Origin of the sequence: Maritimibacter dapengensis (genome assembly GCF_019218265.1) — a bacterium.
GTDB lineage: Bacteria > Pseudomonadota > Alphaproteobacteria > Rhodobacterales > Rhodobacteraceae > Maritimibacter > Maritimibacter dapengensis.
Map to the genome: position 1 here is coordinate 297,823 of NZ_JAHUZE010000002.1, position 26,808 is coordinate 324,630.

The window sequence follows — 26,808 nt, forward strand, 5'->3', positions numbered from 1 at the left end:
TCGGCCCGAAGAGGCCATTCATTGGAAAAGCCGCCAAGGTGCAACTCTGCCAAAGCCGTCAATCGTGACAACGTGCCGCAAATTTCAAGGCTTGAATGAAAGCTGTGTGGGATGCATCGGGTACAGCATCACATTTGCGGTTACTCTCCAAGGACACAATAATGAAACTCATCATCCGCCGCCAACAGCGCGCCGTCGGCCAGGGCTTTTTCCATACGGCAGAATTGGAGGCTGAGGATGGTCGTAAGTTCCGGTACGTCTATGATTGCGGAGCGATGAAAAAATATGAGACGCAGCGCAATGCCCGTATAGACGAGTATCTAACGGCCGTTGGCGCGAATGCCGAACTGGACGTGCTGTTCATTTCCCATATCCACTTCGACCACATCAGTGGTCTCGAACGTCTGTTGAACAAAACGAACGGATTAAAGGTCGATACGATCGTGATGCCACTCATCAACGTCGTAGACCGTCTTTTTGCGTATGCCCAAGCTGCCAACGAAGACCCAGCCACGATCAACGATCCGTTCTTCCGTGAACTTGTCGCGAATCCCGCGAATGCGCTGGGACGATTGGGGCCGCGACAGCTTGTCTTTGTCAGACGTGGATCATCAGATGGCGGCGCTCCGGGCTCAAGGGGGGAAGATGACGATGATCCAGACGGGCCATCGGACATTCCTCGCTTGTGGGGAGGCGAACGCGCTGGGGGTATTTATTGGAAACTGATCGGTCGTGGTACAGGATACGAGCACGAGCAGCCGTTTATCGAGGCTGATGGGACTAAGGCGGTGACAAATGTTTTCGAGGTTGACGACACTCTGGCAATTGCGACTGCCGGTGGGGAGGGCTGCTTTGAGTGGGTCTTGTCTCCATTCATTGATCCGACCATCCAGTCGAAAAAAGACCTTTTCCTAAGTGAGCTAGCCTTGGCTCGCGGAATGCCCGTATCGGATTTGAAGTCTTGGCTTGGGGACACAGCGAATATCGAAGACCTTCTGCTAAACGGAGTGCCTGACCTTACGGCAGCATATGAAGCTGTCGCGGACGATTTCAATCTGACCTCGCTATGTCTTTACTCGGGGCCCAAGACTAACGAGGGCTCAACACAAGGATTGTATCTAGCCCGTCTCGGCTCCTATTTTCTTGGACCGTCAATGCGCCGAGAAATCGGTTGGCTCGCCACGGGCGATGCCGCACTAAGAGCCAAGATTCGTGCCGCGGCTTTTGCAAAGCACTACGGTAGCCATATGGAGAACACCGGTACTCTGACCGTTCCGCACCATGGATCGGACCATAATCACAATCCAGAATTAGTAGCGAAAATCGACGCATTCGTTCATATCGCGGCTGCCGACGCTTATTCCAAGTGGAAGCATCCAGGGAGCAAGGTGATGCAATGCGTGGCATCAATGGGTCGCTTCCTTTCGGTTGTAACTAGCAACTCGGATTCGGAGGTGGAGGAGACCATTTCTGTCAGTTGCTTGGCTAATAGGAACCCGTGAGCAAATAGATTTTTCTATTGTGGGTTCCGCACTCGGCACAGGGCACGGATTTAGCAGGAACGCCTTTGTACGAAAATGCCCGCTTTCTGCGCATCCTATTCATTCATGCGATACGCAGCGAATTTTCGCTTCCCGCCCAAATTGGCTCTACTGCGGGCCGAAAGTCTCGGGGTGATTGCTCTACCTTGCCTATTGGCGAGAATGCGTCGCTTGCGATCTCTCAAAGCGTCTTTGTGTGGCAAGAGCTCGTTCAGCATACGTTCTTGAGCGACGGTTGTAGGCGCAAGTATGAAAAGTCGTCTCGAAAGAGCTGGAGCTCGGCGTCAAGGCAAGAAGCAAAATGTGTGGTTGACATGTGTGGTTCATGTGTGTGGTTGATGTTTGCGGGTTCACAAAAAAACATTTAAAATCAGAACATTAACGCCATTTTGCCATTGTGGCGGAGGAGGTGGGATTCGAACCCACGGTACGCTTTCACGCACGCCGGTTTTCAAGACCGGTGCATTCGACCACTCTGCCACTCCTCCGGGTCGGGAGCCGGATAGCTCTGATTGTGTGATTCGGAAAGCGCAACTGACCGCTTAGATGGCGCGTGAGGCTTTTCATGAGCGTTTCGAACGGTTACAGTGCTTCAAAACAGGTGCAAAAAACGCACCACCATGCGGGCAGCGGCGCCGAACGGGGTCGCAATCAGGGGCAAGAGCAGATGAACATCCTGACATCACGCGGGCTGATAGTGGGTTTTATCGCGACCTTGGCGTTGGCCGGGTGCGAAGACGGCCAGATGCCGGAATTCCTTCAGTCGAAGACGGAGGTGACGCGGGCCTCTACCTCGAACGCCTCGACATCCAAGACGATCGAGCGGGACGTGGAAGCGCCGGAGGTGTTCCAGGTCGCAGACAAGGGGCTGTGGGACGGGCGACCATCGCTCGGTGGTGTCTGGGTCGCACACCCGGATGCAACGGACCCGGAGCGCGTGATCATCCGCAACACGACCAACGCGAAATTCGTCGTCGGCGTGCTTTACCGCCCCGAGCGACAGCAGCCCGGCCCGGCCTTCCAGGTTTCGTCGGATGCCGCGCAGTCTCTTGAAATGCTGGCCGGCCAACCCGCAGATCTGAACGTGACGGCCCTGCGCAGCGAAGAGGTCAAGGTGGGGGGCGACGACGCACCCGCCGAGGCCGACGACGCGGACATCGCCGCCGAGCAGATCGCCAGTGCGCCCGCCGTTGAAGCGACCGCGCTCGATCCGATCGCCACGGCGTCCGCCGCGATAGACAAGGCGGAGGCACCCTCCGCAAAGGCCGGTTCGACGACCTCCATTTCGGACATCGCCGCAACGATGGGTGACGCGCCGCAAGTGACCAAGGCAAGCGCTTCTTCGCTCGCCAAGCCTTTCATTCAGATCGGCATCTTTTCGGTCCAGCAGAACGCGGATAACACCTCCGAGAGCATGAGGCAGGCCGGGATGGTTCCCACGATCAAACCGGGTAAGATGAACGGCAAGGATTTCTGGCGCGTGATCGTCGGTCCGTCCGGGTCGAGCAGCGAGCGGGCCCAGCTTCTGAAGAAGATCAAGGACCTCGGCTTCACCGACGCCTATTTCGTGACGAACTGATCGCGACCACGATCGAATGAGGAGTTGAGGATGCGACGCTGCCACGTCTTTTCCCGTATTATTCTTGCGCTGAGCGCCGCATTGATCGCGCTTCCTGCGGTCGCGTTCGAGACGCAGGCGCGCTCGGCGTATATCAAGGATCTGACGACGGATACCGTGTTGTTGGAAAAGAACGCGGAGGTGCCGCTCCCGCCCGCGTCGATGTCCAAGTTGATGACCCTGAACATGCTTTTCGAAGCGCTGGAAGCGGGGCGCGTGCAGCTCGACACCCGGTTCAACGTGAGCCAGAGAGCGATGGACATGGGTGGATCGACCATGTTCCTGACCACGGCGGACCAGCCCACAGTGGAAGAACTCATCAAGGGCATCATCGTGCTGTCGGGCAACGATGCCTGCGTGGTGGTCGCCGAAGGTTTGGGCGGCCCCAACGGGAACAGTGAAGAGGCCTTTGCACTGGCCATGACGGATCGCGCGCGCGCCCTGGGCATGGAAAATTCTACGTTTGCCAACTCGTCCGGCTGGCCCCATCCCGATCAGCGGATGAGCATGGAGGATCTCGGAATCCTCGCGGAGCGGCTGATCGAGCATTTCCCGCAATATTACCATTATTTCGGTATGACCGAGTTTCCGTTCGACGGGCGTGCTCCGGACAACCGTTTCAACCGGAATCCGCTCTTGTCCCTGGGTCTTGGCGCGGATGGGCTCAAGACCGGCCACACCACCGAGGCCGGTTACGGGCTCGTCGGTTCGGCCCAGCAGGGCGGACGCCGCGTCGTATTCGTGATTTCCGGCTTGAACAGCGAAGCGGACCGCAAATCCGAAGCGTCTTCGATCGTCAACTGGTCGTTCCGCCAATTCGCATTGCGCACACCCCTGAAGGCAGGCGTCGTGGTCACGGAAATCCCGGTCTTTCTGGGCAGCGCCGAAACTGTTGCGTTGACCCCGGCAAAAGACGTCGAATTGCTCATGCCTGTGGCATCGCATGACGGCGTTCGTGGCGTCGTGAACTGGACCGGACCCGTCGCGGCGCCGGTCGCTGCGGGGCAGGAGCTGGCGACCTTCACGATCATGCGCGAGGGCATGGACGATACCCATGTGCCGCTGGTGGCGGCTCGCGCCGTTGGCGAAGCGGGGTTTCTGCCGAAGTTTTCGGTCGCAGCGGGAAAAGTCTTCACCATGGCGCGTGACCTGGCCGGGATCGGTGAAGGAACAGCGGATGCTGACCCCGAGGCCGCACCGCAGGCGGTCAACTGAGGCAGATGAGCAGGCTTTTCATTACGTTCGAGGGGATCGACGGCTCCGGCAAGTCGACACAAGCGCGGATGCTGGCAGACGCCCTGCGTGGCGCGGGTCACCAGGTGGTCGCCACGCGAGAGCCGGGCGGCTCGCCCGGTGCCGAGGAAATCCGCGCGCTCGTGCTCGAAGGCGACCCCGACCGCTGGTCCGCCGAGACCGAGATCCTGCTCTTCACCGCCGCGCGCCGCGATCATCTGGAGCGGTTGATCGACCCGGCACTCGCCGCAGACCAGATCGTCGTCTGCGACAGGTTCGCAGATTCGACCCGGATGTATCAGGGCCTGCGCGGACCCGGTCTGCGCAAGATCGTCGACGACCTCCACGCGTTGATGATCGGGCGCGAACCTGACCTGACCTTCATCATCGACATGGACCCGGCCAAAGGCCACGCGCGCGCCAAGGGTCGCCAGACCGCCGAGGAGCGGTTCGAGGATTTCGGTACCGAACTGCAGGAACAGATGCGCGCCGGTTTTCTCGACCTCGCCAAGGCCCATCCCGACCGCTGCATCGTGATCGACGGCGACCGCACGGCCGACGCGGTGGCGGCGGATGTCTTCGACCACGCAACAGCGCGGATTGCGGCAAGTTGAACCCAGGAAATTCGACGTGGCAGGCGGTGCGCGGGCATGGCCCGCGCGCAGGATCCGTCTGCCGGGGGCGTTGCCCCCGAACGTGTCTTGGCAAGGCCAAGCCACGACCCCCAAAGTATTTTTGAAACGATGAAGATCAGGCGTCGGCGAGTTTGGCCAAGTCGCCGCGCGCGGGCCGTGGAAGAAGCGCGAGTAGGCGGGCGATCTCGTTCCGCGCCGTGTCTCCGGGCCAGTCTCCGAGCATCAGGTCGGGCAGGTCGCCGTGACGCAGGCGCAGCCGCCGCCAGTGATGCAAGGCGAGGAGCCGGGTGACCAATGCGTCCAGCGGGGTGTCCGGGGCGATTTGGATCGCGCCGAGGCGTGCGGTCAAAAGCGCGTATTCCTGCGCGAGGTCGGGGGGCGCGACTTCCGCCCGTATCCAGTCGGGAAAACTGGCAGCGTCGAGCGTCTGCACCAGCGCGTCGGGCGGCGCGCTCGGATCGGTGCTGAGCGCGATGCGGGGAGCGATGAGAACTGCGGCCTCGTCCAGCATGTCCTCGAAGCTCTTGGCCGGCCCCGACGGATTGCCGACGATCAGAAAGACCGGGGCCGGGGCAGGGCGGCCCGTCGCGTAGAGCACGGGCCGAACGCTTTCTGTGCGCTCCCGCCCGGTCGGGGTCAGCGCATAGGTGGATCCGCGCCCCTCACGCAGGGCTTCGACCCAGCCGTCGCGTTTCAGCCGGTGCAATGCGGTGCGCAGCGCCTGGTTGGTGACCCCCATCTCTTCCATGATGCGCCCCAGCACCTGACCGCCGATCCTATCCTCGGGCGTGCGGCACAGGTCGCCCATGATTGTGACGACCATCGACCACACCTTGATCGGGGCGAAGTCGAAGAGGCTTTGCAAAGACGGGTCGCGGGCGGGGGCATCCATGGGGGGAGGATACGCCGCGCCGCGCGGAACCCTCAATAGGCGTTCATGGTCAGAAGCTCGTATTCAGCGACCTTCTCATCCTCGCCGTCCAGGATCGTGACGGCCCAGCGCACTTCGCCATACTCGCCCGTGCGTCGGGTCTTTTTCTTTACCGTCAGGACGACGTGGATCTTGGTTCCCGCCACCACCGGCTTCATGAAGCGAAGTCCGTCGAGCCCGGTATTGGCGAGCACCGGGCCTTCGTTCGGCTCCACGAACAGCCCCGCTGCGAAGCTCAGGAGCAGGTAGCCATGCGCCACGCGATCCGGGAAGAACGGGTTCCGCTTCGCGGCGTCCGCGTCCATGTGGGCATAGAAGGTGTCGCCGGTGAAATGAGCGAAATGCTCGATGTCTTCCAGCGTGACTTCCCGTGGCGCGGTGGTGATCGTCTCGCCGATCTCAAGTGCGGTGAAAGACCGGGTGAAAGGATGCGCGGGGGCCTCTTTCGGGGTCGCACCGGGTACGTACTGGCCGATGATCGACTGAATCATATCGGGCGAACCCTGCACCGCGGTGCGCTGCATGAAATGCTTCACGCCCCGGATGCCGCCCATTTCTTCGCCGCCGCCCGCGCGCCCCGGGCCGCCGTGGATCAGATGCGGCATCGGCGCGCCGTGGCCCGTGCTTTCCGACATCGAAACGCGGTCGTTGATATAGACCCGGCCATGATAAGCGCCGGACCCGAGGACGACCTCGCGGGCCACCCCCGCGTCATGAGTAATGAGCGAGAGAGCGAGCGAACCTTGCCCCCGGTTGGCGAGTGCGACGGCATGATCCGTGTCGCGGTAGGGCATGATGGTCGAAACCGGGCCGAACGCTTCGGTCTCGTGCACTTTGGTCGCCGCATCCGGGTCGGCACAGTGAAACAGCATCGGCGGCAGGAACGCGCCTTTTTCCCTGTCAGCACCATGAACCTCGAAATTCTCCGGGTCACCGATGACGCGCTCGGCTTCGGTGGCAAGCGTCGCCACACGGTCGAGCACATCGGCGCGCTGGTCGGTCGACACGAGCGCGCCCATGCGTGTGTCTTTCGCCGCCGGATCGCCGATTACGGTCTTGGCAAGTCGCGCTTCGAGCGCTTCGATCACGTCCGCCACCCGCGCTTCAGGGGCGAGGATGCGGCGGATGGCGGTGCATTTCTGTCCCGCCTTGGTAGTCATCTCGCGCGTGACTTCCTTGATGAACAGATCGAATTCAGGGGCATCGGGCGTCACGTCTGGCCCCAGGATCGACGCGTTCAGACTGTCGGCTTCGGCGGTGAAACGCGTGGCATTGGCGAGGATATTGGGGTTCGAACGCAGCTTAAGTGCAGTGTCGGCGGAGCCCGTGAAGCTCACCACATCCTGACAGGTGAGCCGGTCCAGAAGATCGCCGGTCCCCCCCGCGATGAGCTGCACCGCACCTTCGGGCAAGAGACCGCTCTCGACCATAAGGCGCACGCAAAGTTCGGTGACATAGGAGGTCGCGGTGGCCGGTTTCACGATCGCCGGAACACCCGCGAGCAATGTAGGCGCGAGTTTCTCGAGCATCCCCCAGACCGGGAAGTTGTAGGCGTTGATATGGACCGCGACCCCGCGCAGGGGCGTGAAGACGTGCTGGCCGAGAAAGACGCCTGTCTTGCCGAATTGCTCCACATCGCCATCGACGAGCACGTGGCCGTCCGGCATTTCCTTGCGGCCCTTCGAGGCGAAAACGAACAGCGTGCCAATGCCCCCGTCGATGTCGAACGCATGGTCGGACTGGGTCGCGCCGGTGTCGAACGACAGATCATACAGCGCCTGCTTATGCTCGGAGAGGTGCAGCGCCAGCGCTTTGAGCATTTTGGCGCGGTCGTGGAACCCCATCTTGCGCAACGCCGGGCCACCAACGTTTCGCGCATGATCCAGCATGTCCTGATAGTCGAGGGTGCCGCCCGCCTGCGCGATTACTTCGCCGGTCACCGCAGAAGCTATGGGGCGGGCGTTCGCGCCCGGCGTGATCCAGTTGCCAGCGACGAAGCTGGAGACGTCGATGATGCTCATAAATCCTCCCTCACGCCGGAATCGGCGCGTGATCCGTTTCGCAAACATTATTGACCGTCCGGTCGGTTTAAGCAACAGTAAGCGAAACAGGGAGGACGATATGAGCGACACGATTCTCGTGACGAAGCACGATGGCTGGGTGGAAATCGCCCTCAATCGCCCGGACAGGCTCAATTCCTTCACCGAAGAAATGCACCTCGCGTTGCGAGCGGCTCTAGACGCGGCGGCGGCTGATGCGCGGGCGGTTCTCTTGACCGGCTCGGGCCGGGGGTTCTGCGCCGGACAGGATCTTGGCGACCGTGACCCGCGCAAGTTGGACGACATCGACCTTGGCAAAACCGTTCGCAACCTCTGGGCGCCGCTCGTGCGCCAGATCAGGGCGCTGGAGATGCCGGTGGTCTGCGCGGTGAACGGCGTCGCGGCAGGGGCGGGCTCGAGCCTCGCGCTCGCTTGCGACATGGTCTTCGCCTCGGACAAGGCGAAGTTCATCCAGAGCTTCGCCAATATCGGGCTGGTGCCGGACACAGGCGGCTCGTTCTCGCTCACCACGCTGCTCGGGCCCGCGCGTGCCAAGGGGCTGGCGCTCACTGGCGAGCCACTCATGGCCGAACAGGCCGCCGACTGGGGGCTGATCTGGAAATGTGTGCCCGATGCGGAACTGATGGAGGTGGCGCGCGCGCAGGTCGCGGCCTTCGCGACGGGAACGACCTATGGCTACGCCCAGACCAAGAAGGCGATCCATGCGGCTCACACGAACGCGATGGATGAACAGCTCGAGCTTGAAGCCGAGTTGATGTTCCAATGCGGAAAGTCGCCGGATTATGCCGAGGGCGTCGGTGCTTTTCTCGACAAGCGGAAGCCAAGCTTCACCGGGGAGAAGCCGCAATGACCCCCAAGGCGCGCGCCGAACGGTCGGCAGAGGCAATGTGGGGCAACGACGACGCCTCGAAATGGTTCGGCATGGCACTGGGCGACGTGGACGAAGGTCGCGCGGTCATGACGCTGACCGTCCAGCCACACCATTGCAACGGCCACGCGATCTGCCACGGCGGGGTGATCTTCTCGCTCGCCGACAGTGCCTTTGCGTTTGCCTGCAACAGCCGCAACCAGAACACGGTCGCGCAGCACAACAACATCAGCTTTCTCGCGCCGGGGAAAGAGGGCGACCTGCTCACTGCCACGGCACGGGAGGTGTATCGCAAGGGGCGCTCAGGCATCTACGACATCGTAGTAGAAAACCAGGACGGCACCCGCATCGCCGAAATGCGCGGTCATTCCCGCGCCATTCCCGGCACGCTCTTCGAGGAGGAGGACACATGAAAGACCTGACCCCCGACCGCGCGACGCTCGACCCGATCGAGATCGCCTCGATCGACGAAATTCGGGCTCTGCAACTCGACCGGCTCAAGTGGTCGGTGCGTCATGCCTATGACAACGTGCCGATGTACAAGCAGCGGTTCGACGAGGCCGGCGTGCACCCGGACGATCTGCAATCACTGTCCGACCTCAGTAAATTTCCGTTCACCTACAAGACAGACCTGCGCGACAATTATCCCTTCGGCCTCTTCGCCGTGCCGCGTGAACAGATCCGGCGCATCCATGCGTCCTCCGGCACGACCGGTAAGCCGACTGTCGTGGGCTATACCGAGAACGATATCTCCAACTGGGCCGATCTCGTCGCGCGGTCGATGCGCGCCAGCGGAACCCGACCCGGTGACATCGTGCACGTGGCCTATGGTTACGGCCTCTTCACCGGGGGCTTGGGCGCGCATTACGGCGCCGAACGGCTGGGCGCGACGGTTGTGCCCGTGTCGGGCGGCATGACGGAACGGCAGGTGACGCTCATCACCGATTTCAAGCCGACGACGATCATGGTCACGCCGTCCTACATGCTCAACATCCTCGAGCAATTCCACAAGGCCGGGCTGGACCCCCGCGAAAGCTCGCTTCAGGTGGGCATTTTCGGGGCCGAACCCTGGACGGATTCGATGCGCAAGGAGGTGGAGGACGCCTTCGACATGCACGCCGTCGACATCTACGGCCTGTCCGAGATCATGGGGCCGGGCGTCGCTAACGAATGCATCGAGACCAAGGACGGGCCGGTGATCTGGGAAGACCACTTCCTGCCCGAGATCATCGACCCCCAAACCGGCGAGGTGTTGCCGGATGGCGAGCTTGGCGAACTGGTGTTCACCACGCTGACCAAGGAAGGTCTGCCGATGATCCGCTACCGCACCCGCGACCTGACGCGGCTCATGCCCGGCACGGCGCGCTCGATGCGGCGGATGGAAAAGATCACCGGGCGCTCGGACGACATGATCATCCTGCGCGGCGTGAACGTGTTTCCGACCCAGATCGAGGAACAGGTGCTGGCGACCGGCGGGCTCGCTGCGCATTTCCAGATCGAACTGTACAAATCGGGCCGCATGGACGGAATGCGTGTGCTGGTGGAAGCCATGCCGGACGCCGCCGACGAAGCCTCGAAGAACGCATCGGCCCGGATGCTGACCAAGCGGATCAAGGACGTGGTCGGCATCTCGACCGAGATCATCGTGGGCGAACCCGGCGACGTGGCGCGGTCGGAAGGCAAGGCTCAACGCGTGGTCGACAAGCGGGGCGACGGCTGATGGCGCGCTCGATCGCACGGGACCACGACGAGAAACGCGCCGCCATCCTGACCTCGGCGGCGCGGGTTTTCGCGACCGACGGGTATGACCGGGCGTCGATGACGCGGCTCGCGGCGGAATGCGGAATATCGAAGGCGAACATCTATCACTACTACACGTCGAAGGATGCGATCCTGTTCGACGTGCTCGACCGCTACCTGTCGGAACTCTCGGACCGGGTGACCGGCCTCGATCTGGCGGGCGCGACGCCGGAGGATGCCCTGCGCCAGGTGGTCATGGAGGTCATGCTCGCCTACGAGGGCGCGGATGACGAGCACCGGGTGCAGATGAACGGGGTCGACCTGCTGCCGCCGGAGGAGCAGAAGGTGCTCAAGGGCTATCAGCGGCAGATCGTCGAATTCGTCTCGGACATCATCGCCCATGCCGCGCCGAACGCCTTCGCGGACGATCCCGGTCGGCTTCGGCAAGCGACCATGGCGCTGTTCGGGATGCTCAACTGGTATTACATGTGGAACCCCGGCGCAGGCCGCGCGGCCCGCGAGGATTACGCCTCACTGGTGGCCGAAATGACCTTGGGTGGTGTGAAGGGTCTTTAGCGCGAACGGAATGCTCCGGCCCGTTGGGCCATCACCCGTCATGCTTCGACTTACAGAATTCCGATCTCCGAAAGCCGTTCTTCGATATGCGCAGGGAGTTCGCTTTCATTTTCACGACTTTTGGGCAGATCGCGCGGGGCATCCTTCGGCTCCAGGTAGCGCCAGCCCTGAAACGGGCGCCTTGGGGCCGGAGAGGTGCGGACGATCTGGCTCTCCAGAATCAGACCGCATCTGCGGATGCCGTCTTCGCCGATCACCTCGTCCAGCCGCACCAGCTTTTGTCGCGCAAGGATCACGCCTTTGAACACCCAGTAAAGCGACCCGCCGGCCAGCAACTCCGCTTCCCGCTTTGGCCACATCCGGGTGACATGGCGCGGCTCGTAATGCGCAGCACCCCCGGCGCGGGCCTTCTGCCAAGCGGCCAGATCTTCGACCTTTTCCGCGCCGACGCAGAGTTTCACAAGGTTCACATGGGTCAAGACAGCTTCCCCAATTCTTATGTCACGCCCCCCATATTTTGGGGTCCCCTGCGTGACTCGCATAGATGTTCAGGCTATATTGATCGTCTCCCGCCGCTGATTCAACCGGGGGTCCGCCCCCTCGACGTTCAAAAGGACGTGCCATGACCCGTTTCGCCGCTCCGATCGCAGAACAGATCTGGGATATGAAATACCGGCTGAAAGAGGCCGAAGGCGCGCCGCTGGACAAGTCGGTCGAGGATACGTGGCGCCGGATCGCCCGGTCTTTGGCAGAAAGCGAACCGGATCAGGAATCCCGGTTCTTCGAGGCGCTGGAGGATTTCAAATTCCTTCCTGCTGGCCGGATCACGGCCGGGGCTGGCACGGCTCGCAACGTGACGCTGTTCAACTGCTTCGTCATGGGCACGATCCCTGACAGCATGGGCGGCATTTTCGACATGCTCAAAGAGGCGGCGCTGACCATGCAGCAGGGCGGGGGAATCGGCTACGATTTCTCGACCATCCGCCCGCGTGGGGCGGACGTTCTGGGCGTGGCAGCGGATGCCTCCGGGCCGCTCAGCTTCATGGACGTCTGGGATGCCATGTGCCGTACGATCATGTCCGCCGGGTCGCGCCGCGGCGCGATGATGGCGACCATGCGCTGCGACCACCCGGACATCGAGGATTTCATCACCGCCAAGTCCGACGCGGCCCGTCTGCGCATGTTCAATATGTCCGTGCTCGTGACGGATGCCTTCATGGAGGCGGTCAAGGCCGACGGGCCGTGGGATCTTGCCTTCGGGGACAAGGTCTATCACACGCTGCCCGCGCGCGATCTGTGGAACAAGATCATGCAGGCGACCTATGATTACGCCGAGCCGGGCGTGATTTTCATCGACCGGATCAATCAGGCCAACAACCTCGCCTATTGCGAAACCATCGCGGCGACCAACCCCTGCGGCGAACAGCCCCTGCCGCCCTATGGTGCCTGCCTGCTCGGGTCCATAAACCTTGCCCGTCTCGTCACCGACCCGTTCGAGGATGCGGCCGCATTGAATGCCGACGCGCTGTCCGAGCTTGTCGCCACCGCCGTGCGCATGATGGACAACGTGGTCGACGCGTCGAAATTCCCGCTCGAGGCACAGGCCCAGGAAGCGCGCGCCAAGCGGCGGATCGGGCTGGGCGTCACCGGTCTTGCCGATGCGCTTCTGATGCTTGGGCTGCGCTACGGGTCCGATGAGGCTGCGGCCCAGACCGAAGCCTGGATGAAACAGATCGCCCGCGACGCCTATCTCGCCTCGGTCGACCTCGCGAAGGAAAAGGGCGCCTTCCCGCTTTTCGATGCCGATGCCTTCCTCGCTTCCGGTGCGATGCAGGCGATGGACGAAGACGTGCGCGACGCGATCCGTGAACATGGCATCCGCAACGCGCTCCTGACCTCGATCGCGCCGACCGGGACGATCAGCCTTTATGCGGGCAACGTCTCGTCCGGTATCGAGCCGGTCTTTGCCTATGCCTACACCCGCAAGGTCCTGCAAAAAGACGGCACGCGCACCGAGGAAGAGGTGGTCGATTACGCCGTCCAGATGTGGCGTGACAAGTTCGGCGACCGCGAGCTGCCCGACTACTTCGTGAATGCCCAGACATTGGCCCCCGCCGACCATGTGAAGATGCAGGCCGCGGCGCAGAAATGGGTGGATAGCTCGATCTCCAAGACGATCAACTGCCCCGAGGACATCTCCTTCGAGGCGTTCAAGGACGTCTACATGCAGGCCTACGAGTCGGGCTGCAAAGGCTGCACCACCTATCGCCCCAATGACGTCACAGGCTCGGTTCTGTCCGTGTCGGAAGACAGCGAAAAGGTCGCGGAGGTGGATCGCGGGCAGGGGGATGTCGTCTACATCTCGGAACCACTCGACCGCCCGCAGGAATTGGATGGTTCGACCTACAAGCTCAAGTGGCCCGACAGCGAGCACGCGATTTACATCACGATCAATGACCTGATCGTGGGCGGGCACCGGCGGCCCTTCGAGGTGTTCATCAATTCGAAGAACATGGAGCATTTCGCCTGGACCGTTGCGCTCACCCGGATGATTTCGGCTGTGTTCCGGCGCGGCGGCGACGTGTCCTTCGTGGTCGAAGAGCTAAAGGCCGTGTTCGACCCACGCGGCGGAGCGTGGATGCAGGGCAAATACGTGCCATCCATCCTCGCGGCCATTGGCGGCGTCATTGAAAAGCACATGATCGCCACGGGCTTCATCGCGGGCGAGGGCATGGGGCTGAAATCCGATCCGACAGCAGAAGTCGTCAACCTCGGCCAACGCCCGGGTCCGGCCTGTCCAAGCTGCGGACAATACACGATGCAGATGCTGGAAGGCTGCATGACCTGTTCGTCCTGTGGCCATTCCAAGTGTGGTTAACAGTTTGTGACCGATCTATAACTTACTGAATTAGCAGTATTTTTCGTCGAATGTCTTGATTTATGTCATGTGCCTGCGTCCACCTGACGCGGTAGATGCTTGTCGCATTTCAGGAGTGAGGAAACCGACAGATGAAAGATGACAGGCCGTATGACAGCGAATGGGTTCTGGCCGCGCTTGATGACCTGCGTGCGTTCTCGAACGAGAATCGCCTTCCCAAGACCGAAGCAGCGGTGGCAAACGCGCTGGAGGCGGCGGTAGCGGAAATCGTGCCGATCATGCGCGCGGGGGAAGAGGATGCGCCCGAACAAGCTCCGGTGGCGCGTCGCGCCTAGCTGTCGGCACCCTCGAAATAGGCCGCAAGGGCGGCCATTTCATCATCGCCAAGGCTCGTCGCATAAAGCTGCATCGTTTCGGTCCCTATGGCGCGCGCCTTGTATTGGTACATGAGCGTCAGGAACGTCTCGACACCACGTCCGTAGATCGTCTCCATCCCCGTCGCTTCGGCCGCCGCGTTGTGACAACTCACGCAATCGCCTGCGAGGTATGCGCCGTATTCCGCGTCCCCGGACATGGCGAGTACGTCCGCCGGCACCTCGACCTCTTCGGGGGCAGGGGGCGCGGGCCGAGTGTGTATTCGCACGTAAGTCAATAGATCGCGCCGCACCTGTTCCGGCTCGATTACGGGGTGCCCCTCGATCCCTGTCTCACCTGACAGGAAGGGGCGAAGCGTATCGCCCTCCCAGGTCACATCGCGCCCGGGCAGGTCCGAGACATAATCGTAATCGGCAACACCGCCCGCCGCACGCCCGTACAGCCCGGCAAGGTGCGGCCCCTTCGATTGGTCGCCCTCGACCGTCAGACTATGGCAGGCCGCGCAGTTCTCCTGAAACAACGGTTCGCCCGCCGAAGCCTGGCCGCCGCATTGGGCGGCGATTTCGTCAGGGTCCGTGAGCAGCCGGTCGAGGGTCTGAGCCGCACCCGTGTGAGCAGCGGACCCGGCCAGAAGGATTCCAAAGGGAACGGTGAAGCGAAACACCAATCTGCTCTCCAATACTTTCGGCTGTAATGTCGGTTTTATGCGCCGCCGCCCATGCCCTGTCAACGCGTGCGTCCGCGATGCAGGGCGCAGCCCCTTGCCGCTTCTCCCGGCAAAGGCTAGGGACTCCGGGACGACAAACAGCACGAGGGTTCCATGCGCCTGTCCCGCTATTTCCTGCCGGTTCTGAAAGAAACGCCGGCCGACGCCCAGATCGCCAGCCACCGTTTGATGCTGCGCGCGGGCATGATCAAGCAAGCCTCTGCGGGGAACTACTCCTGGCTGCCGCTGGGCTACAAGGTGCTCCAGAACATCACAAATATCGTGCATGAAGAGCAACAGCGGGCGGGGCACATCCCGATCCTGATGCCGACACTTCAGTCGGCGGACCTCTGGCGCGAATCCGGGCGATATGACGCGTATGGCCCGGAAATGCTGAGGATGCAGGACCGGCACGGGCGCGACATGCTCTATGGTCCCACCAATGAAGAGATGGTGACGGACATCTTCCGCTCCCATGTCGGCAGCTACAAGGACCTGCCCCTCACCCTCTACCACATCCAGTGGAAATTCCGTGACGAGATCCGCCCGCGTTTCGGCGTGATGCGGGGCCGCGAGTTCTACATGAAAGACGGCTACAACTTCGATCTGACCAAGGAAGACGCGCTGCACGCTTACAACCGCCATCTCGTCAGCTACCTGCGCACCTATGAGCGCATGGGGCTTCAGGCGATCCCGATGCGTGCTGATTCCGGGCCCATCGGGGGCGACGACACCCATGAATTCCTCGTGCTGGCCGAAACCGGTGAAAGCGAAGTGTTCTATGACAGCGAAATCACCGATTTGCGGTTCGGCGACCGCGAAATCGACTACGACAGTGTCGAGCAATGCCAGGGCGTGCTCGAGGAATTCACCTCGCGCTACGCCCGCACGGACGAGACTCACGACGAAGACCTGTTCAACCAGATCCCCGAAGAACGTCGCCGCGTGGCGCGTGGGATCGAGGTCGGTCAGATTTTCTACTTCGGCACCAAGTATTCCGAGCCGATGGGCGCCACCGTGCAGGACAGCGAGGGCAACAAGGTCCCGGTCCACATGGGGTCGCACGGGATCGGCGTCAGCCGCCTCGTCGGCGCGCTGATCGAGGCGAACCACGACGACAAGGGCATCATCTGGCCCGAGGGCGTGACGCCATTCCACGCGGGAATCGTCAACCTGCGCCAGGGCGACGCCGAAACCGACAAGGCCTGCGAAGACATCTACGCCGCGCTCACAGCCGCAGGGCTGGAGCCGCTCTATGACGACCGTGACGAACGCGCGGGTGGCAAATTCGCGACCATGGACCTGATCGGTCTGCCGTGGCGGGTCACGGTCGGTCCGCGCGGTCTCAAGAACGGTGTGGTCGAACTGACTTCGCGCCGCACGGGCGAGTCCGAGGAACTGGCCCCCGAAATGGCCGTCGCGCGGATCAAGGAGATCTATGGCGTCTGACCCCGCATCGAGCCTCGCGGCCCCCTGCCGCGCCTACAGCTACGCCGCGTTCGCCTTCCTCGTCCATAACATCGAGGAACTCACGGGCCTCGCTTCATGGATCGCGACGCTCGAACTGTCCATCGCCATACCGGCCGTCCAGATGTCGCGCGCGATCATTGGACTGACACTGGCGGGCATGGCCGTGCTGGTTGTCGGACGCTCGGTGCCGCATCGCGCCGTGCAGATCGTCGTGGCGCTGGTCGTCGGCATGTTGCTCGCCAATGTCGTGAGCCATGTGACGCTGAGCTTTGTGACGCTGTCCTACATGCCCGGCACGGCGACCGCCTTGGCGCTCGTCCTGCCGGCCGGTCTTTGGCTCTACCGAAACCTTCCGCTTACCGATCCCGCCCGCCTGACTGCGGCAGGCGTCGGAGTGATTGCGATGGCACCGGTCACCTGGGCGGCGCTCTGGCTTGCCGGCTGACGACGCTTGACCGGAGGTCTCGGGACCGGCACTCTTCGCGACAAAAAAAGGAGAGGCAAAATGCGGTTGTTCCCCCTCGCAGGCGGGCTCGTCGGCGCCCTTGCGTTCTCGCAGTTTCCCGAGTTTTCGCAGCAATACGTTCAGCGCCTGTCGGGCGCGGTCGACGAATTGCGAGCGGTCACGATCCTCGTCGATGGCGCGGCAGCGGCGGTTGGCAAGACCCGCGAAGAGGCGCTGGACGAGATGCGGTCGGGCAATTCTGCGCTGATTTCCGACATGGGCTCCGGACTGGCCGAGCGGGTCGCGCGTTACGAACGCCTCCGCTCTGACTACGAAGCCCTGCGCCCCGCCACACCGGTTGCGCGGCTCGGCAAGTTCTACCGCATCCGCGACCCTGAGCTTGTGGAACGCACGTGGGAGCATTATCAACCCGCCGTGCCGGTCACGGTGGATGGATTCCTCACGGCTGGCATCGGGTTCGCATTCGGCTGGGCGCTGATCGCGGGCCTCCTCTCGCTTCTCCTGCGCCCGTTCCGGCGCGCCAGAAAGGTCTGACATGCACAAGAAAATGCGCTTTGCTTTGGTCTCGGCGGGGCTGTTGTTCCTGCTGCCGCTGCTGGCAGGCATCGTGAAGTTTCCGTTTCTCTGGCTCCTCGGCGTGTACGCGGTCTTCGTCCTCAACGCGGTCATCGGAGCGACGCGGGTGAAGAAACCCCTGGCATCGCTTGCGCCGATCCTGGGCATTCAGGCCGTGATGGTTGTGATTTTCTGGCTCATCGGTCGTTTCGTGAACACGGTCGGGTTCGGAGAACGTCCTATCGAGTTCACACCGCTCTGGATGGCAATCTTCGCCGCAATCGCGATCGCCGCCATCGGTACCGGACTTGTCGCCTCGTCGCCCGAACCCGCATCGGCAGAGGACAAAGCCGCCTGACGCGCCCGTGACTTGACCACAGGCCGCACCGGGCGCAGGACCCGCACATGAGCAACACGCCCTTTTCCCGCTTCGAATGGATGATCGCCTGGCGCTACCTGCGTGCCCGCAAGGCCGAGGGAGGCGTGTCCACGATGACGTGGATATCGCTCATCGGCATCACTCTCGCCGTCGCCGCGCTCATCATCACGCTCGCCGTGCGCACCGGGTTCCGCACCGAGTTCGTCGATACGATCCTTGGCGCCAATGGGCATGTGTCGGTCTATTCCGCGGGCGAGTTCAAGGAAAACGGTCAGATCGACCGGGCGATCACCGATTTCGACGGCTGGGCCGAGAACATCCGCGCTGTCGAAGGCGTGACCCGTGCCGCGCCCGTGGTGAAAGGTCAGGTCATGGCCAACCACATCGACGCGAACGCAGGTGTGCAGGTCTTCGGCATGCGGCTGGATGACTTCCGAACGCTTCCCCGTATCGCCGACCCGGAGACCGCGCAAGGCAGCCTCGAAAACTACGACGATGGCATCGCGATAGGCGCCGGCGTGGCCCGTGATCTTGGGCTGACATTGGGTGAAAAGATCCGCCTGATCTCGCCCAACGGTGTGAAAACCGCGTTCGGCGTGTCGCCCCGCATCAATGTCTACGATGTGACCTATATCTTCTCGGCGGGCCGCTACGACATCGACAGCACACGGGTCTACCTGCCACTGGCGGAGGCGCAGAGCTTTTTCAACAAGGAAGGCAGCGTCGACGAGATCGAGATCATGGTGGACGACCCCGAAGCCATCGACCGCTACGTGCCTCTGGTGCTGGCCGCAGCGGGCGAGGGGGCGTTGTCCTGGACCTGGCAGGATAGCGCGGGCGCGTTCCTGCGGGCGCTCGAGATCGAGGACAACGTGATGTTCATCATCCTGTCCGTCCTCGTCCTGATCGCCTCGATGAACATCGTGTCGGGCCTCATCATGCTCGTGAAGAACAAGGGGCGCGACATCGGCATCCTGCGCACGATGGGGTTGACCGAGGGCTCGGTCCTGCGCGTCTTCTTTCTCTGCGGCTCGCTTACAGGGGTCGTCGGCACCATCGCGGGCGTGATCCTCGGCTGCCTCTTCGCGATCTACATCGACCCGATTTTCGCAGCAGTGAATTACCTTTCCGGCGGTGGGGTCTGGGACGCATCCGTGCGCGGCATTTACGCACTCCCCGCCGAGCTTCAACTGGGTGACGTGCTCTCCGCTGTCGCCCTGTCGCTTGGTCTGTCCTTCGTCGTGACGATCTTTCCCGCTCGCCGCGCCGCGCGCATGAATCCGGTGGAGGCGCTTCGGTATGAGTGATGCGCTGATGCTCGAGGGTATAGAGAAGGTCTATAACCGGGGTGAACCGGGCGAAATCGAGGTCTTGAAAGGCGCCGATGTCGCGATCCGCGCGGGCGAGGTCGTTGCCCTCGTCGCACCGTCGGGTGCCGGGAAATCCACGCTTCTGCATATCGCAGGACTGCTCGACACGCCGAGCGCGGGCCGAGTGATGATTTCCGGCGAGGACGTGAGCGATCTGGGTGACCGCCGCCGCACCGCGCTGCGTCGGTCGAAGATCGGTTTCATCTACCAGTTCCACCACCTGTTGCCGGAGTTCACCGCACTCGAAAACATCGTCCTGCCGCAGCTCGCGAACGGGGTCACCCAATCCGAGGCGCGAACACGCGCGGAAATGCTGCTCGACCGTGTCGGAGTTGCGCCGCGCGCCGCGCACCGACCGGCGGAACTGTCCGGGGGCGAGCAACAGCGGGTCGCTTTCTGTCGTGCACTTGCCAACGGCCCTGCGCTCCTGCTTGCAGACGAACCGACCGGAAACCTCGACCCGGATACGTCCGATCGCGTGTTCGATACGCTGATGCAGCTCGTGTCCGAAACCGGGCTCTCGGCGCTCATCGCGACCCACAACGTGGCATTGGCAGAGCGAATGGACCGTGTCGTCAAGCTCGACGCGGGCCGGATCGTCACATCGAAGTGAGATCGTCGATTTCGGCGGGAATCCGCTTGCGGGAATCGTTTCACCCCTGAATGATCGTTTGGTATTTGAAGGGGATACTGCCACATGTTGATCAATCGTTCGAAGTCCGCCGCCCTGATAGCAGGCGCGGCTTTTTTCTTGTCTGCTGCAACCGCGCCTGCCAGCGCCGACGAGGTTTTCTCGTCCTCCAACCAGTCGCCCTCCCGTATCGTCGTGCGCGTCGATATTTCCGAACAGAAGATGACGGTCATCCAGGACGGCCAACGGGTGCACACCTGGCCCGTGTCCACCGCGCGTCCGGGCAAGATCACGCCGCGTGGCACGTTCCAGCCGCAGGTGTTTTCGCCCAACCACCGCTCGTCGCTGTACAACAACGCGCCCATGCCGTGGTCGGTTTTCTACTCCGGGCATTACGCGATCCACGGCACCGATGCGATCAACCGCCTTGGCCAGCCGGCATCCGCAGGCTGCGTCCGGCTTCACCCGGACAATGCGAAAGTGCTGTATTCGATGATCCGGAACGTCGGGAAACAGGATACGTACATCGTCGTGCAGGAGTAATGCGACGGATCGGTCGAACGGGCAGAAGCCCGTCCGACCGACGGGGGGGGCCAGCCCTCCCCACGTGACATCGCGGGCGATGTCACGCCCCCTCCCGAAGTATTTTTGAAACGATGAAGCGGTCAGGCTTTCTGGGTGAGCCAGACGCCGAGCGCCATGACAGCGATACCCGCCGCGCGGGTCATCGAAATGGGCGACAGCTTTGCGCCGAACAGGCCGTATTGGTCGATCAGGGCCGCCGAGATGAGCTGCCCGAGCAGGACGAAGAACACGGCATTCCCGACACCGAAATGTGGGGCGACCCAGGTGATCGACAAGACGTAGAAGGCGACGAACAGACCTGCGAGGTAGAGGTGTCTGGGCGCGTCGGGCAGTTTCGCGAGCGCTTGAGGGCCACTGACGAGCGCCGCGACGATGCCGACCGCCAATGCGACGGAGAACAAGACCACGCCCGTGGCGAAGGGGTTGCCGATCTTTTGCCCAAGTCCTGCGTTCAAGGCGGCGAGGATGGGAATGCCGATCCCGGCCGCGAGCATCGTGAGGGCGTAAATAGCTGTCTGGTTCATGGGATCATGTAGGTTGCGGTTGCGGTCGCCACGGGTTTGTCCGCGGGCAGGGCGATCATCTCGGCCTGTGCGAAGACCACCGCACGCCCGGCCCGCACGATCTCGGCGCGGCAGGCGATTCTTTCACCGGAGCCCGGGCGCAGGAAAACCGTGTCCAGATTGGTGGTGGCGACGGGTTTGAAGGCTTGAAAGTGACCGGCGGCTGCGAACACCATCGCGGTATCCGCCAAGGTTGCGAGTGCTTGCCCCGACACGATCCCGCCGACGCGGGCTATGTCATCGGAGATAGGAATGGACAGGGTGGCCCCGGTCGGGCCGATGTCGTCGATGCGGATTTCAAGCGCGCGCACCCAGGGTGCGAAATTCGCGTCGAGCAATTGCTGTGCCGTTTCGGGTGTCATGGGCCGAAAATGGCGGGGCTTTCTCTGAACGGCAAGCCTTTTGAGCAAGCCACATTCACGCCGCGTGGCTAGGTTACTGCGGTTTGGCCATGCCGCCAGCCGCTTCGCCCGCCGTCTTGGCCATCGCCCCTGCCGTTTCGGCCAGGGCACCTGCGGTCGCCGCCATCGCATCGGACGTCAGGAGCGAATGGCCAGTGTAGATCGTCGCGAGGATCACGAAGACCCCAAGAACCACCAAAAGCCCGTCCCGCGTCACCATGCCGACCGCAAGCAGGCTCACCGTCGCGCCGAGCATGGACGAGGTGAACGGCAGCACTTCCAGGAGTGGCATGACCGCACCGCAGAGAAACGCAAGGATCTGCGGCACGATCAGCAGCGGTTTTTCGACAAGCGCGCACAGGCGCTGGCGCGTGATCCGATCAAGAAAACGGGCAATCGGCGCGATCCAGTCGAACGCGGTTTCCATCCGCGCTTTCGGGGCGCCACGTCGCATGATCCATTTGGGCAGCCAGACATGATCGCGGCCCAGAACCATCTGCGCGGCGATCAACGCGATGGAAATGCCGCAGATCGAAGACAGGAGCGGAATGCCGCTTGCCGGCGTGACGACGACCAGCGCCGGGACGAGCAGCAGCGGGGCGAACGACGCTTTGCCGAGCGACTCGACCACGTCCCGGACCGTCACCTCGTCGCCACCCTTGCGCAAAGCGCCGCGGGCACGGTCGATCACGTCCATGACGCTGTTCGCACGCGCACCGAAGCGGCGGCGCGGTGCTGATTCGGCTGTTTCGTCTGTCATCTGGCTCCGTCCTTACCAATAGGGAACCCCCGGCGACCGGCATGGTTCCGCAACACGCGCCGTGTGGGCGGAACAGCACCGACCGCCCCTGCGTTGGCGGCTTTGAAAGGAGACAGATATGTCCGAGATAAAAACCGCCAAAACCGAACCGAAAGAGCTCTTCTGGGGCACCGCCGAAGATACCGGCTTCGGGATGCTTGGCGTTGAGGGGTCCGGCCAGCACATGCAGCCGATGACCCATTTCATCGACCGGGACGCCAAGGCGCTTTGGTTCATCACCAGCCTGAAGACTGACCTGACCCGCGCCGTCGGTGCAGGCGCCATCGCGCATTTCACGCTGGTCAGCAAAGGCCAGGACGTTCAGATCTGCGCGCGTGGCAAGATCAAGAAGGTCGAAGATGCCGCCAAACGCAAGGAATTGTGGAACCCGGTCGCGGGCGCGTGGTTCGAGGATCAGAACGATCCCGCTCTGGTGCTTCTCAAGCTCGACCTCGAAGAAGCCTCGATCTGGGCCTCGACCGACAGCGCCTTCGTCTTCGGATGGGAAATCGCCAAGGCCCATGCCAAGGGCGAGGAACCCGATGTCGGCACCCACGAAGTGATCGCATTCTGATCGCGCGGGGCGGCGCAATTGCGCTGCCCCAACCCAAGCGTCATCCCTGAAATTTCCGCTGTGCCTTTGCGCGACGTGATGACAGGATCACTGCGTCGCGCTATGGTTTCTGCGACAGGGGAGCGCCATGAAATATCTCGCCATTTTGCCCGCCATCATCGTCATCGCGGCCTGTACGCTCGACCCCGATCCGGCCGAAGGTCCGACCGGGGCCGAACTCTACGCCACCTATTGCGCAGGCTGCCACGGGGCTGATGCGACCGGCGGCGACATGGTCGGCACCACCCGCGCGGCCAACCTCACGACACTTGCCGCGCGCCATGATGGTACATTTCCCGCGGCCTACGTGATGTCCACCATCGACGGATACGCACGCGAAGAGACGCACGGACCGATGCCGGTCTTCGGAGAGCTTCTGGGTGGCGAGATGGGGATGTGGGAGGATGCAAACGGCACGCCAACACCCACACCCCTCGCTCTGATCCGGCTGGCGGAGTACCTCGAAGGCCTGCAGGCCTAGGCCAGCGCGAGGCCTCAGTTCAGCAGGTCCGACACGATCCCGATGGCTTCGACCACAACAGCGGTGTCGCGGAAAATGCGATAGATCTCGTCGTTCTGCCGCACATACATCTGATCGGCGGGCAGGGTGGGCAACCCGTAAAGGCCGGGGTCGCGAACAACGACATATTCCCGGATCACACGAACATCGCGCTCCTCATAGCGCTGCATCTTCTTCTGGTGCCCCGGCGGAACACCCCCGACGCCCCAACCAACACCGTTGTTCTTGCCCGGATTGGCGGCGACGGGCGCAGCGAGGGCGAGCGTCGCTGCGACGAGGATCACCGGTCTGGTCATCTTGCGCATAGGTCAGTCCTTTCGTTTGCCCCCTCCTAACGTATGGGCGCGGCGAACGGTATCAGCGGAAGAACGCCAATGGCGGGGATTTGCCGAGGGGCGGGCGCACGCCCACCATCACCCCCGTAGGCCGGGGTTCACCCCGACAAATGCGCCGATACAACAAAACCGCCCGCATCCATACCCACAACCTCGACCCGCAAGAGGCCCCGGATCAAGTCCGGGGCGTGACACCCTCACCCGTCCCGGACGTGATCCGGGACCTCGGTGGGTCGGTTTCATCAATATGCACCCAATGGATAGCAGGCGAGCGTCGAATCCGCCTTGAATGAGACGCGCGCGGCGGCGCACTAAGAAGTCGAAGTGTCGTGATCCTACGCGCTTTGGGCGCAAGAGGTGTTTCCAAGTGGTGGTGCAACCACCCTCGGTGCTCTTGCTTGGAAATGGTCAAGATATAGAATATATGTGAGAAATGCAGAAATCGAGCAACAGAACACAATGGTGAAAAAGGCAAAGACAGCATTTTCGGCCATTTGTATATTGTCGTTGGTGTGGTTAATTCTATTTGGAGATCTGTTGGACGTTCATCCATCAGCTTCGTCATTCACAGTTTTAGGTGTTTGCTGGATCTCATTCTCTATCCTGTTGGTATTGAGACTCTTGAGTTTTCTCAGTCCGAGAGACTCGAAGAAATGACATTATGCGGCGAAATGTTCGTGGGATAGAACTTGCACCAAGTATGGTTTTCCTATTCCGATCCGGTCTTCTTAAGACGTTAGCCAAGTGCAATTGGGCGCAGCTTCTTATGGATTGCCGACGCGAAAACAATCTTCGGTGCGAGGTATTAATCGGTATCTACTGCCCTCAAATTCTACGATTTCTGAGAAATCCAACTATGTTCGATCTGCCAAATCCAGATTAGTGCATTTCAGCGGGCACTATGTTTACTAAGACAGTATTATATTTCCAGCCTAAACATCCAACTCCTCAACGAACCGCGCATTCTCCTGAATATACTGGAACCGCAGCTCCGGCTTTTTGCCCATGAGCCGTTCCACCAGGTCCCCGGTCTCGCCCGGCTCGTCCTCGTCGATGGTCACGCGGATCAGCTTCCTTGTCGCCGGGTCCATCGTGGTTTCTTTCAAATCCTTCGCATCCATCTCGCCCAGACCCTTGAAGCGCTGGGTGTCGATCTTGCCCTTACCGCCCAGACCCTTCTCCATCCAAAGGTCCTTCTCCGCGTCGTCGGCCACATAGAGCCGCTTGGCCCCCTGCGTCAGGCGATAGAGCGGCGGGCAGGCGAGGTAGAGGTGGCCGTGGTCGATCAGCGGGCGCATCTGGCTGAAGAAGAACGTCATCAGGAGTGCCGCGATATGCGCACCGTCGACGTCGGCGTCGGTCATGATGATGACCTTGTCGTACCGCAGGTCGTCCACGTTGAACCGTGTGCCCATGCTGACGCCAAGCGCTTGGCACAGGTCGTTGATCTCCTGGTTCGAACCGAGCTTTGAACTGGCCGCCCCCAGCACGTTCAGGATTTTACCCCTTAAGGGCAGAAGCGCCTGTGTCTTGCGGTCCCGCGCCATCTTGGCTGACCCACCGGCGCTATCGCCCTCGACGAGGAATATCTCGGTGCCGTCGCGATTCGTGGCCGAGCAATCCACCAGCTTGCCGGGAAGCCGCAGCTTCTTGGTCGCCGATTTGCGCTGCGTTTCCTTCTCCTGCCGACGGCGCAACCGCTCCTCGGCTCTGAGGATCAGGAAGTCGAGGATCGCGCCCGCGCTCTTCGTATCCGCCGCGAGCCAGTTGTCGAAATGGTCGCGCACCGCGCCTTCGACCATCTTGGCCGCGCTTTCCGTCGAAAGCCGGTCCTTGGTCTGACCCACGAAAGCCGGGTCCGCGATGAATGTGGACACTAGCGCACAGCCGCCCGTCATCAGGTCGTCGCGGTTGATCTGCGCGGCCTTCTTGTTGCCCACCAATTCGCCATAGGCCTTGATCCCCTTCAGGATCGCTGCCCAGAAGCCGGTGACATGGGTGCCGCCCTCGGGCGTCGGCACCGTGTTACAATAGCTTTGCAGGAACCCGTCGCGCGACGGGGTCCAGTTGATCGCCCATTCGACGTAACCCGGTTCCCCGAACTTCTCCTTGAACGTCACCTTTCCCGAAAACCCGGTTTCGGAATAGGTGCTGGCGGTGCCGAGCGTTTCCTTGAGGTAATCGGACAGACCGCCGGGAAAGTGGAACGTGGCCTCGGTCGGCGTCTCGCCATCGTCGATCTCGGACTTCCAGCGGATCTCGACGCCCGAGAACAGATACGCCTTGGACCGGGCGAGGGTGAACAGCCGTTTGGGCTTGAACCGGTGGTGGCCGAAAATTTCTTCGTCCGCGTGAAAGCTCACCGACGTGCCGCGCCGGTTCGGAGCCGCGCCCACCTTCTCGACACTGCCGAGCGGCAGGCCGCGCGAAAAGCGCTGCTCATAAAGCTCCTTGTTCTTCGCCACCTGCACGACAAGAGAGTCCGACAGCGCATTCACCACTGACGAGCCGACGCCATGCAGCCCGCCAGACGTCTGATACGCCTTGCCCGAAAATTTGCCGCCCGCATGGAGTGTGCAGAGAATGACCTCGAGCGCGGACTTGCCCGGAAACTTCGGATGCGGGTCGATGGGAATGCCGCGCCCGTTGTCGGTGACCGTAACCGTGTAATCCGCATGAAGCGTCACCTCGATCCGGTTGGCATGGCCCGCCACAGCCTCGTCCATCGAATTGTCGAGGATTTCGGCCACCATGTGATGCAGCGCGCGTTCATCGGTGCCGCCGATATACATGCCGGGCCGCTGGCGCACAGGTTCCAGCCCCTCCAGCACTTCGATGGAAGAGGCGTCGTAATCGTCGGGGACGTTCGTCAGGAGGTCGCTCATACCGCTCTCGTTATGTCTGCTCGTTGGCACACATTATGGCCGAAGGTGCGGTCCGGGAAAAGGCATGGTGATGCC

Annotated in this window: 28 protein-coding genes and 1 tRNA gene; 19 read left to right on the forward strand and 10 right to left on the reverse strand. The window is 62.1% G+C overall.

Features of this window, described 5'->3' with window-relative positions; translation table 11 throughout:
• Positions 1–161 precede the first annotated feature (161 nt).
• Positions 162–1,502: an MBL fold metallo-hydrolase gene (locus tag KJP28_RS07735; protein WP_218391992.1), complete on the forward strand. Its 1,341-nt coding sequence runs from the start codon at positions 162–164 to the stop codon at positions 1,500–1,502.
• Between the two features lie 437 nt (positions 1,503–1,939).
• Here KJP28_RS07735 and KJP28_RS07740 read toward each other — a convergent pair.
• A tRNA-Ser gene (locus KJP28_RS07740) sits at positions 1,940–2,029 on the reverse strand.
• A gap of 77 nt (positions 2,030–2,106) precedes the next feature.
• Here KJP28_RS07740 and KJP28_RS07745 point away from each other — a divergent pair.
• From KJP28_RS07745 to tmk, 3 genes are read left to right on the forward strand one after another with little or no spacing between them, the layout of a single operon-like run.
• The gene (locus KJP28_RS07745) at positions 2,107–3,120 is read left to right on the forward strand and encodes an SPOR domain-containing protein (RefSeq protein ID WP_255552271.1); all 1,014 of its coding nucleotides are present in this window, start codon (positions 2,107–2,109) and stop codon (positions 3,118–3,120) included.
• A 30-nt stretch (positions 3,121–3,150) separates the two neighbouring features.
• Entirely contained in the window at positions 3,151–4,374 is a 1,224-nt protein-coding gene (locus KJP28_RS07750; RefSeq protein WP_218391993.1) for a D-alanyl-D-alanine carboxypeptidase family protein, read from the forward strand.
• A 5-nt stretch (positions 4,375–4,379) separates the two neighbouring features.
• On the forward strand, positions 4,380–5,006 hold the full coding sequence (gene tmk / locus KJP28_RS07755; protein ID WP_218391994.1) for a dTMP kinase: 627 nt from the start codon (positions 4,380–4,382) through the stop codon (positions 5,004–5,006).
• 136 nt (positions 5,007–5,142) lie between these two features.
• On the opposite strand, the gene KJP28_RS07760 is transcribed toward tmk, so the two are convergent.
• Positions 5,143–5,919 carry a PaaX family transcriptional regulator C-terminal domain-containing protein gene (locus tag KJP28_RS07760; protein WP_218391995.1) on the reverse strand — a complete coding sequence of 259 codons (777 nt, stop codon included), beginning with the start codon at positions 5,917–5,919 and terminating at the stop codon, positions 5,143–5,145.
• Positions 5,920–5,951: 32 nt separating this feature from the next.
• The gene (gene paaZ, locus KJP28_RS07765; protein ID WP_218391996.1) at positions 5,952–7,979 is read right to left on the reverse strand and encodes a phenylacetic acid degradation bifunctional protein PaaZ; all 2,028 of its coding nucleotides are present in this window, start codon (positions 7,977–7,979) and stop codon (positions 5,952–5,954) included.
• A gap of 100 nt (positions 7,980–8,079) precedes the next feature.
• Here paaZ and paaG point away from each other — a divergent pair, with 100 nt between their 5' ends.
• The 4 genes from paaG to KJP28_RS07785 are packed head-to-tail and all read left to right on the forward strand — an operon-like array spanning position 8,080 to position 11,202.
• The gene (paaG, locus tag KJP28_RS07770; protein WP_218391997.1) at positions 8,080–8,868 is read left to right on the forward strand and encodes a 2-(1,2-epoxy-1,2-dihydrophenyl)acetyl-CoA isomerase PaaG; all 789 of its coding nucleotides are present in this window, start codon (positions 8,080–8,082) and stop codon (positions 8,866–8,868) included.
• Positions 8,865–9,299 carry a hydroxyphenylacetyl-CoA thioesterase PaaI gene (gene paaI / locus KJP28_RS07775; protein WP_218391998.1) on the forward strand — a complete coding sequence of 145 codons (435 nt, stop codon included), beginning with the start codon at positions 8,865–8,867 and terminating at the stop codon, positions 9,297–9,299. The genes paaG and paaI overlap by 4 nt, the downstream gene beginning before the upstream one ends.
• Positions 9,296–10,606, forward strand: coding sequence for a phenylacetate--CoA ligase PaaK (paaK, locus tag KJP28_RS07780; protein ID WP_218391999.1), 1,311 nt, complete (start codon positions 9,296–9,298; stop codon positions 10,604–10,606). Before paaI ends, paaK begins: the two co-directional genes overlap by 4 nt.
• A complete protein-coding gene (locus KJP28_RS07785; protein WP_218392000.1) occupies positions 10,606–11,202 on the forward strand; it encodes a TetR/AcrR family transcriptional regulator in 597 nt (198 codons plus the stop codon). Before paaK ends, KJP28_RS07785 begins: the two co-directional genes overlap by 1 nt.
• Positions 11,203–11,252: 50 nt before the next feature.
• On the opposite strand, the gene KJP28_RS07790 is transcribed toward KJP28_RS07785, so the two are convergent.
• On the reverse strand, positions 11,253–11,681 hold the full coding sequence (locus KJP28_RS07790) for a DUF1489 family protein (RefSeq protein ID WP_418887922.1): 429 nt from the start codon (positions 11,679–11,681) through the stop codon (positions 11,253–11,255).
• 143 nt (positions 11,682–11,824) lie between these two features.
• Between KJP28_RS07790 and KJP28_RS07795 the strand changes: the two genes are divergently transcribed.
• Complete coding sequence (locus KJP28_RS07795) at positions 11,825–14,080, forward strand: adenosylcobalamin-dependent ribonucleoside-diphosphate reductase (RefSeq protein WP_218392002.1); 2,256 nt, start codon at positions 11,825–11,827, stop codon at positions 14,078–14,080.
• Positions 14,081–14,211: 131 nt separating this feature from the next.
• Complete coding sequence (locus KJP28_RS07800) at positions 14,212–14,415, forward strand: hypothetical protein (protein WP_218392003.1); 204 nt, start codon at positions 14,212–14,214, stop codon at positions 14,413–14,415.
• Here KJP28_RS07800 and KJP28_RS07805 read toward each other — a convergent pair.
• Complete coding sequence (locus tag KJP28_RS07805; RefSeq protein ID WP_336245333.1) at positions 14,412–15,119, reverse strand: c-type cytochrome; 708 nt, start codon at positions 15,117–15,119, stop codon at positions 14,412–14,414. The genes KJP28_RS07800 and KJP28_RS07805 overlap by 4 nt on opposite strands.
• 156 nt (positions 15,120–15,275) lie before the next feature.
• On the opposite strand from KJP28_RS07805, the gene proS reads away from it, so the two are divergent.
• The 7 genes from proS (at position 15,276) to KJP28_RS07840 (ending at position 20,575) form a co-directional block, all read left to right on the forward strand.
• Entirely contained in the window at positions 15,276–16,610 is a 1,335-nt protein-coding gene (proS, locus tag KJP28_RS07810) for a proline--tRNA ligase (RefSeq protein WP_218392005.1), read from the forward strand.
• A complete protein-coding gene (locus KJP28_RS07815; protein WP_218392006.1) occupies positions 16,600–17,076 on the forward strand; it encodes an HXXEE domain-containing protein in 477 nt (158 codons plus the stop codon). The genes proS and KJP28_RS07815 overlap by 11 nt, the downstream gene beginning before the upstream one ends.
• 60 nt (positions 17,077–17,136) lie before the next feature.
• On the forward strand, positions 17,137–17,631 hold the full coding sequence (locus KJP28_RS07820) for a DUF2937 family protein (RefSeq protein WP_218392007.1): 495 nt from the start codon (positions 17,137–17,139) through the stop codon (positions 17,629–17,631).
• A 1-nt stretch (position 17,632) separates the two neighbouring features.
• Entirely contained in the window at positions 17,633–18,010 is a 378-nt protein-coding gene (locus KJP28_RS07825; RefSeq protein ID WP_218392008.1) for a hypothetical protein, read from the forward strand.
• 47 nt (positions 18,011–18,057) lie between these two features.
• Positions 18,058–19,338 carry a lipoprotein-releasing ABC transporter permease subunit gene (locus KJP28_RS07830; RefSeq protein ID WP_218392009.1) on the forward strand — a complete coding sequence of 427 codons (1,281 nt, stop codon included), beginning with the start codon at positions 18,058–18,060 and terminating at the stop codon, positions 19,336–19,338.
• Positions 19,331–20,014 (forward strand): ABC transporter ATP-binding protein, encoded by a 684-nt coding sequence (locus tag KJP28_RS07835; RefSeq protein WP_218392010.1) that lies wholly within the window; start codon positions 19,331–19,333, stop codon positions 20,012–20,014. Before KJP28_RS07830 ends, KJP28_RS07835 begins: the two co-directional genes overlap by 8 nt.
• Positions 20,015–20,098: 84 nt before the next feature.
• A complete protein-coding gene (locus KJP28_RS07840; protein WP_218392011.1) occupies positions 20,099–20,575 on the forward strand; it encodes a L,D-transpeptidase in 477 nt (158 codons plus the stop codon).
• A 122-nt stretch (positions 20,576–20,697) separates the two neighbouring features.
• Here the strand turns inward: KJP28_RS07840 and KJP28_RS07845 are convergent, their stop codons facing one another.
• The 3 genes from KJP28_RS07845 to KJP28_RS07855 all read right to left on the reverse strand — a co-directional run bounded on the left by KJP28_RS07845 (position 20,698) and on the right by KJP28_RS07855 (position 22,341).
• The gene (locus KJP28_RS07845) at positions 20,698–21,141 is read right to left on the reverse strand and encodes a DMT family transporter (RefSeq protein ID WP_218392012.1); all 444 of its coding nucleotides are present in this window, start codon (positions 21,139–21,141) and stop codon (positions 20,698–20,700) included.
• A complete protein-coding gene (locus KJP28_RS07850) occupies positions 21,138–21,542 on the reverse strand; it encodes a PaaI family thioesterase (RefSeq protein ID WP_218392013.1) in 405 nt (134 codons plus the stop codon). Before KJP28_RS07850 ends, KJP28_RS07845 begins: the two co-directional genes overlap by 4 nt.
• Positions 21,543–21,615: 73 nt before the next feature.
• Positions 21,616–22,341, reverse strand: a complete 726-nt coding sequence (locus KJP28_RS07855) for an exopolysaccharide biosynthesis protein (RefSeq protein ID WP_218392014.1) — start codon at positions 22,339–22,341, stop codon at positions 21,616–21,618.
• Positions 22,342–22,459: 118 nt separating this feature from the next.
• On the opposite strand from KJP28_RS07855, the gene KJP28_RS07860 reads away from it, so the two are divergent.
• Entirely contained in the window at positions 22,460–22,954 is a 495-nt protein-coding gene (locus KJP28_RS07860) for a pyridoxamine 5'-phosphate oxidase family protein (protein WP_218392015.1), read from the forward strand.
• Positions 22,955–23,081: 127 nt separating this feature from the next.
• Positions 23,082–23,474, forward strand: a complete 393-nt coding sequence (locus KJP28_RS07865; RefSeq protein WP_218392016.1) for a c-type cytochrome — start codon at positions 23,082–23,084, stop codon at positions 23,472–23,474.
• A gap of 14 nt (positions 23,475–23,488) precedes the next feature.
• Here KJP28_RS07865 and KJP28_RS07870 read toward each other — a convergent pair whose 3' ends face one another.
• Together KJP28_RS07870 and parE are read right to left on the reverse strand one after the other, a co-directional pair.
• Positions 23,489–23,818, reverse strand: coding sequence for a hypothetical protein (locus KJP28_RS07870; protein WP_218392017.1), 330 nt, complete (start codon positions 23,816–23,818; stop codon positions 23,489–23,491).
• Positions 23,819–24,780: 962 nt separating this feature from the next.
• Positions 24,781–26,733 carry a DNA topoisomerase IV subunit B gene (gene parE / locus KJP28_RS07875; protein ID WP_218392018.1) on the reverse strand — a complete coding sequence of 651 codons (1,953 nt, stop codon included), beginning with the start codon at positions 26,731–26,733 and terminating at the stop codon, positions 24,781–24,783.
• Positions 26,734–26,808 lie beyond the last annotated feature (75 nt).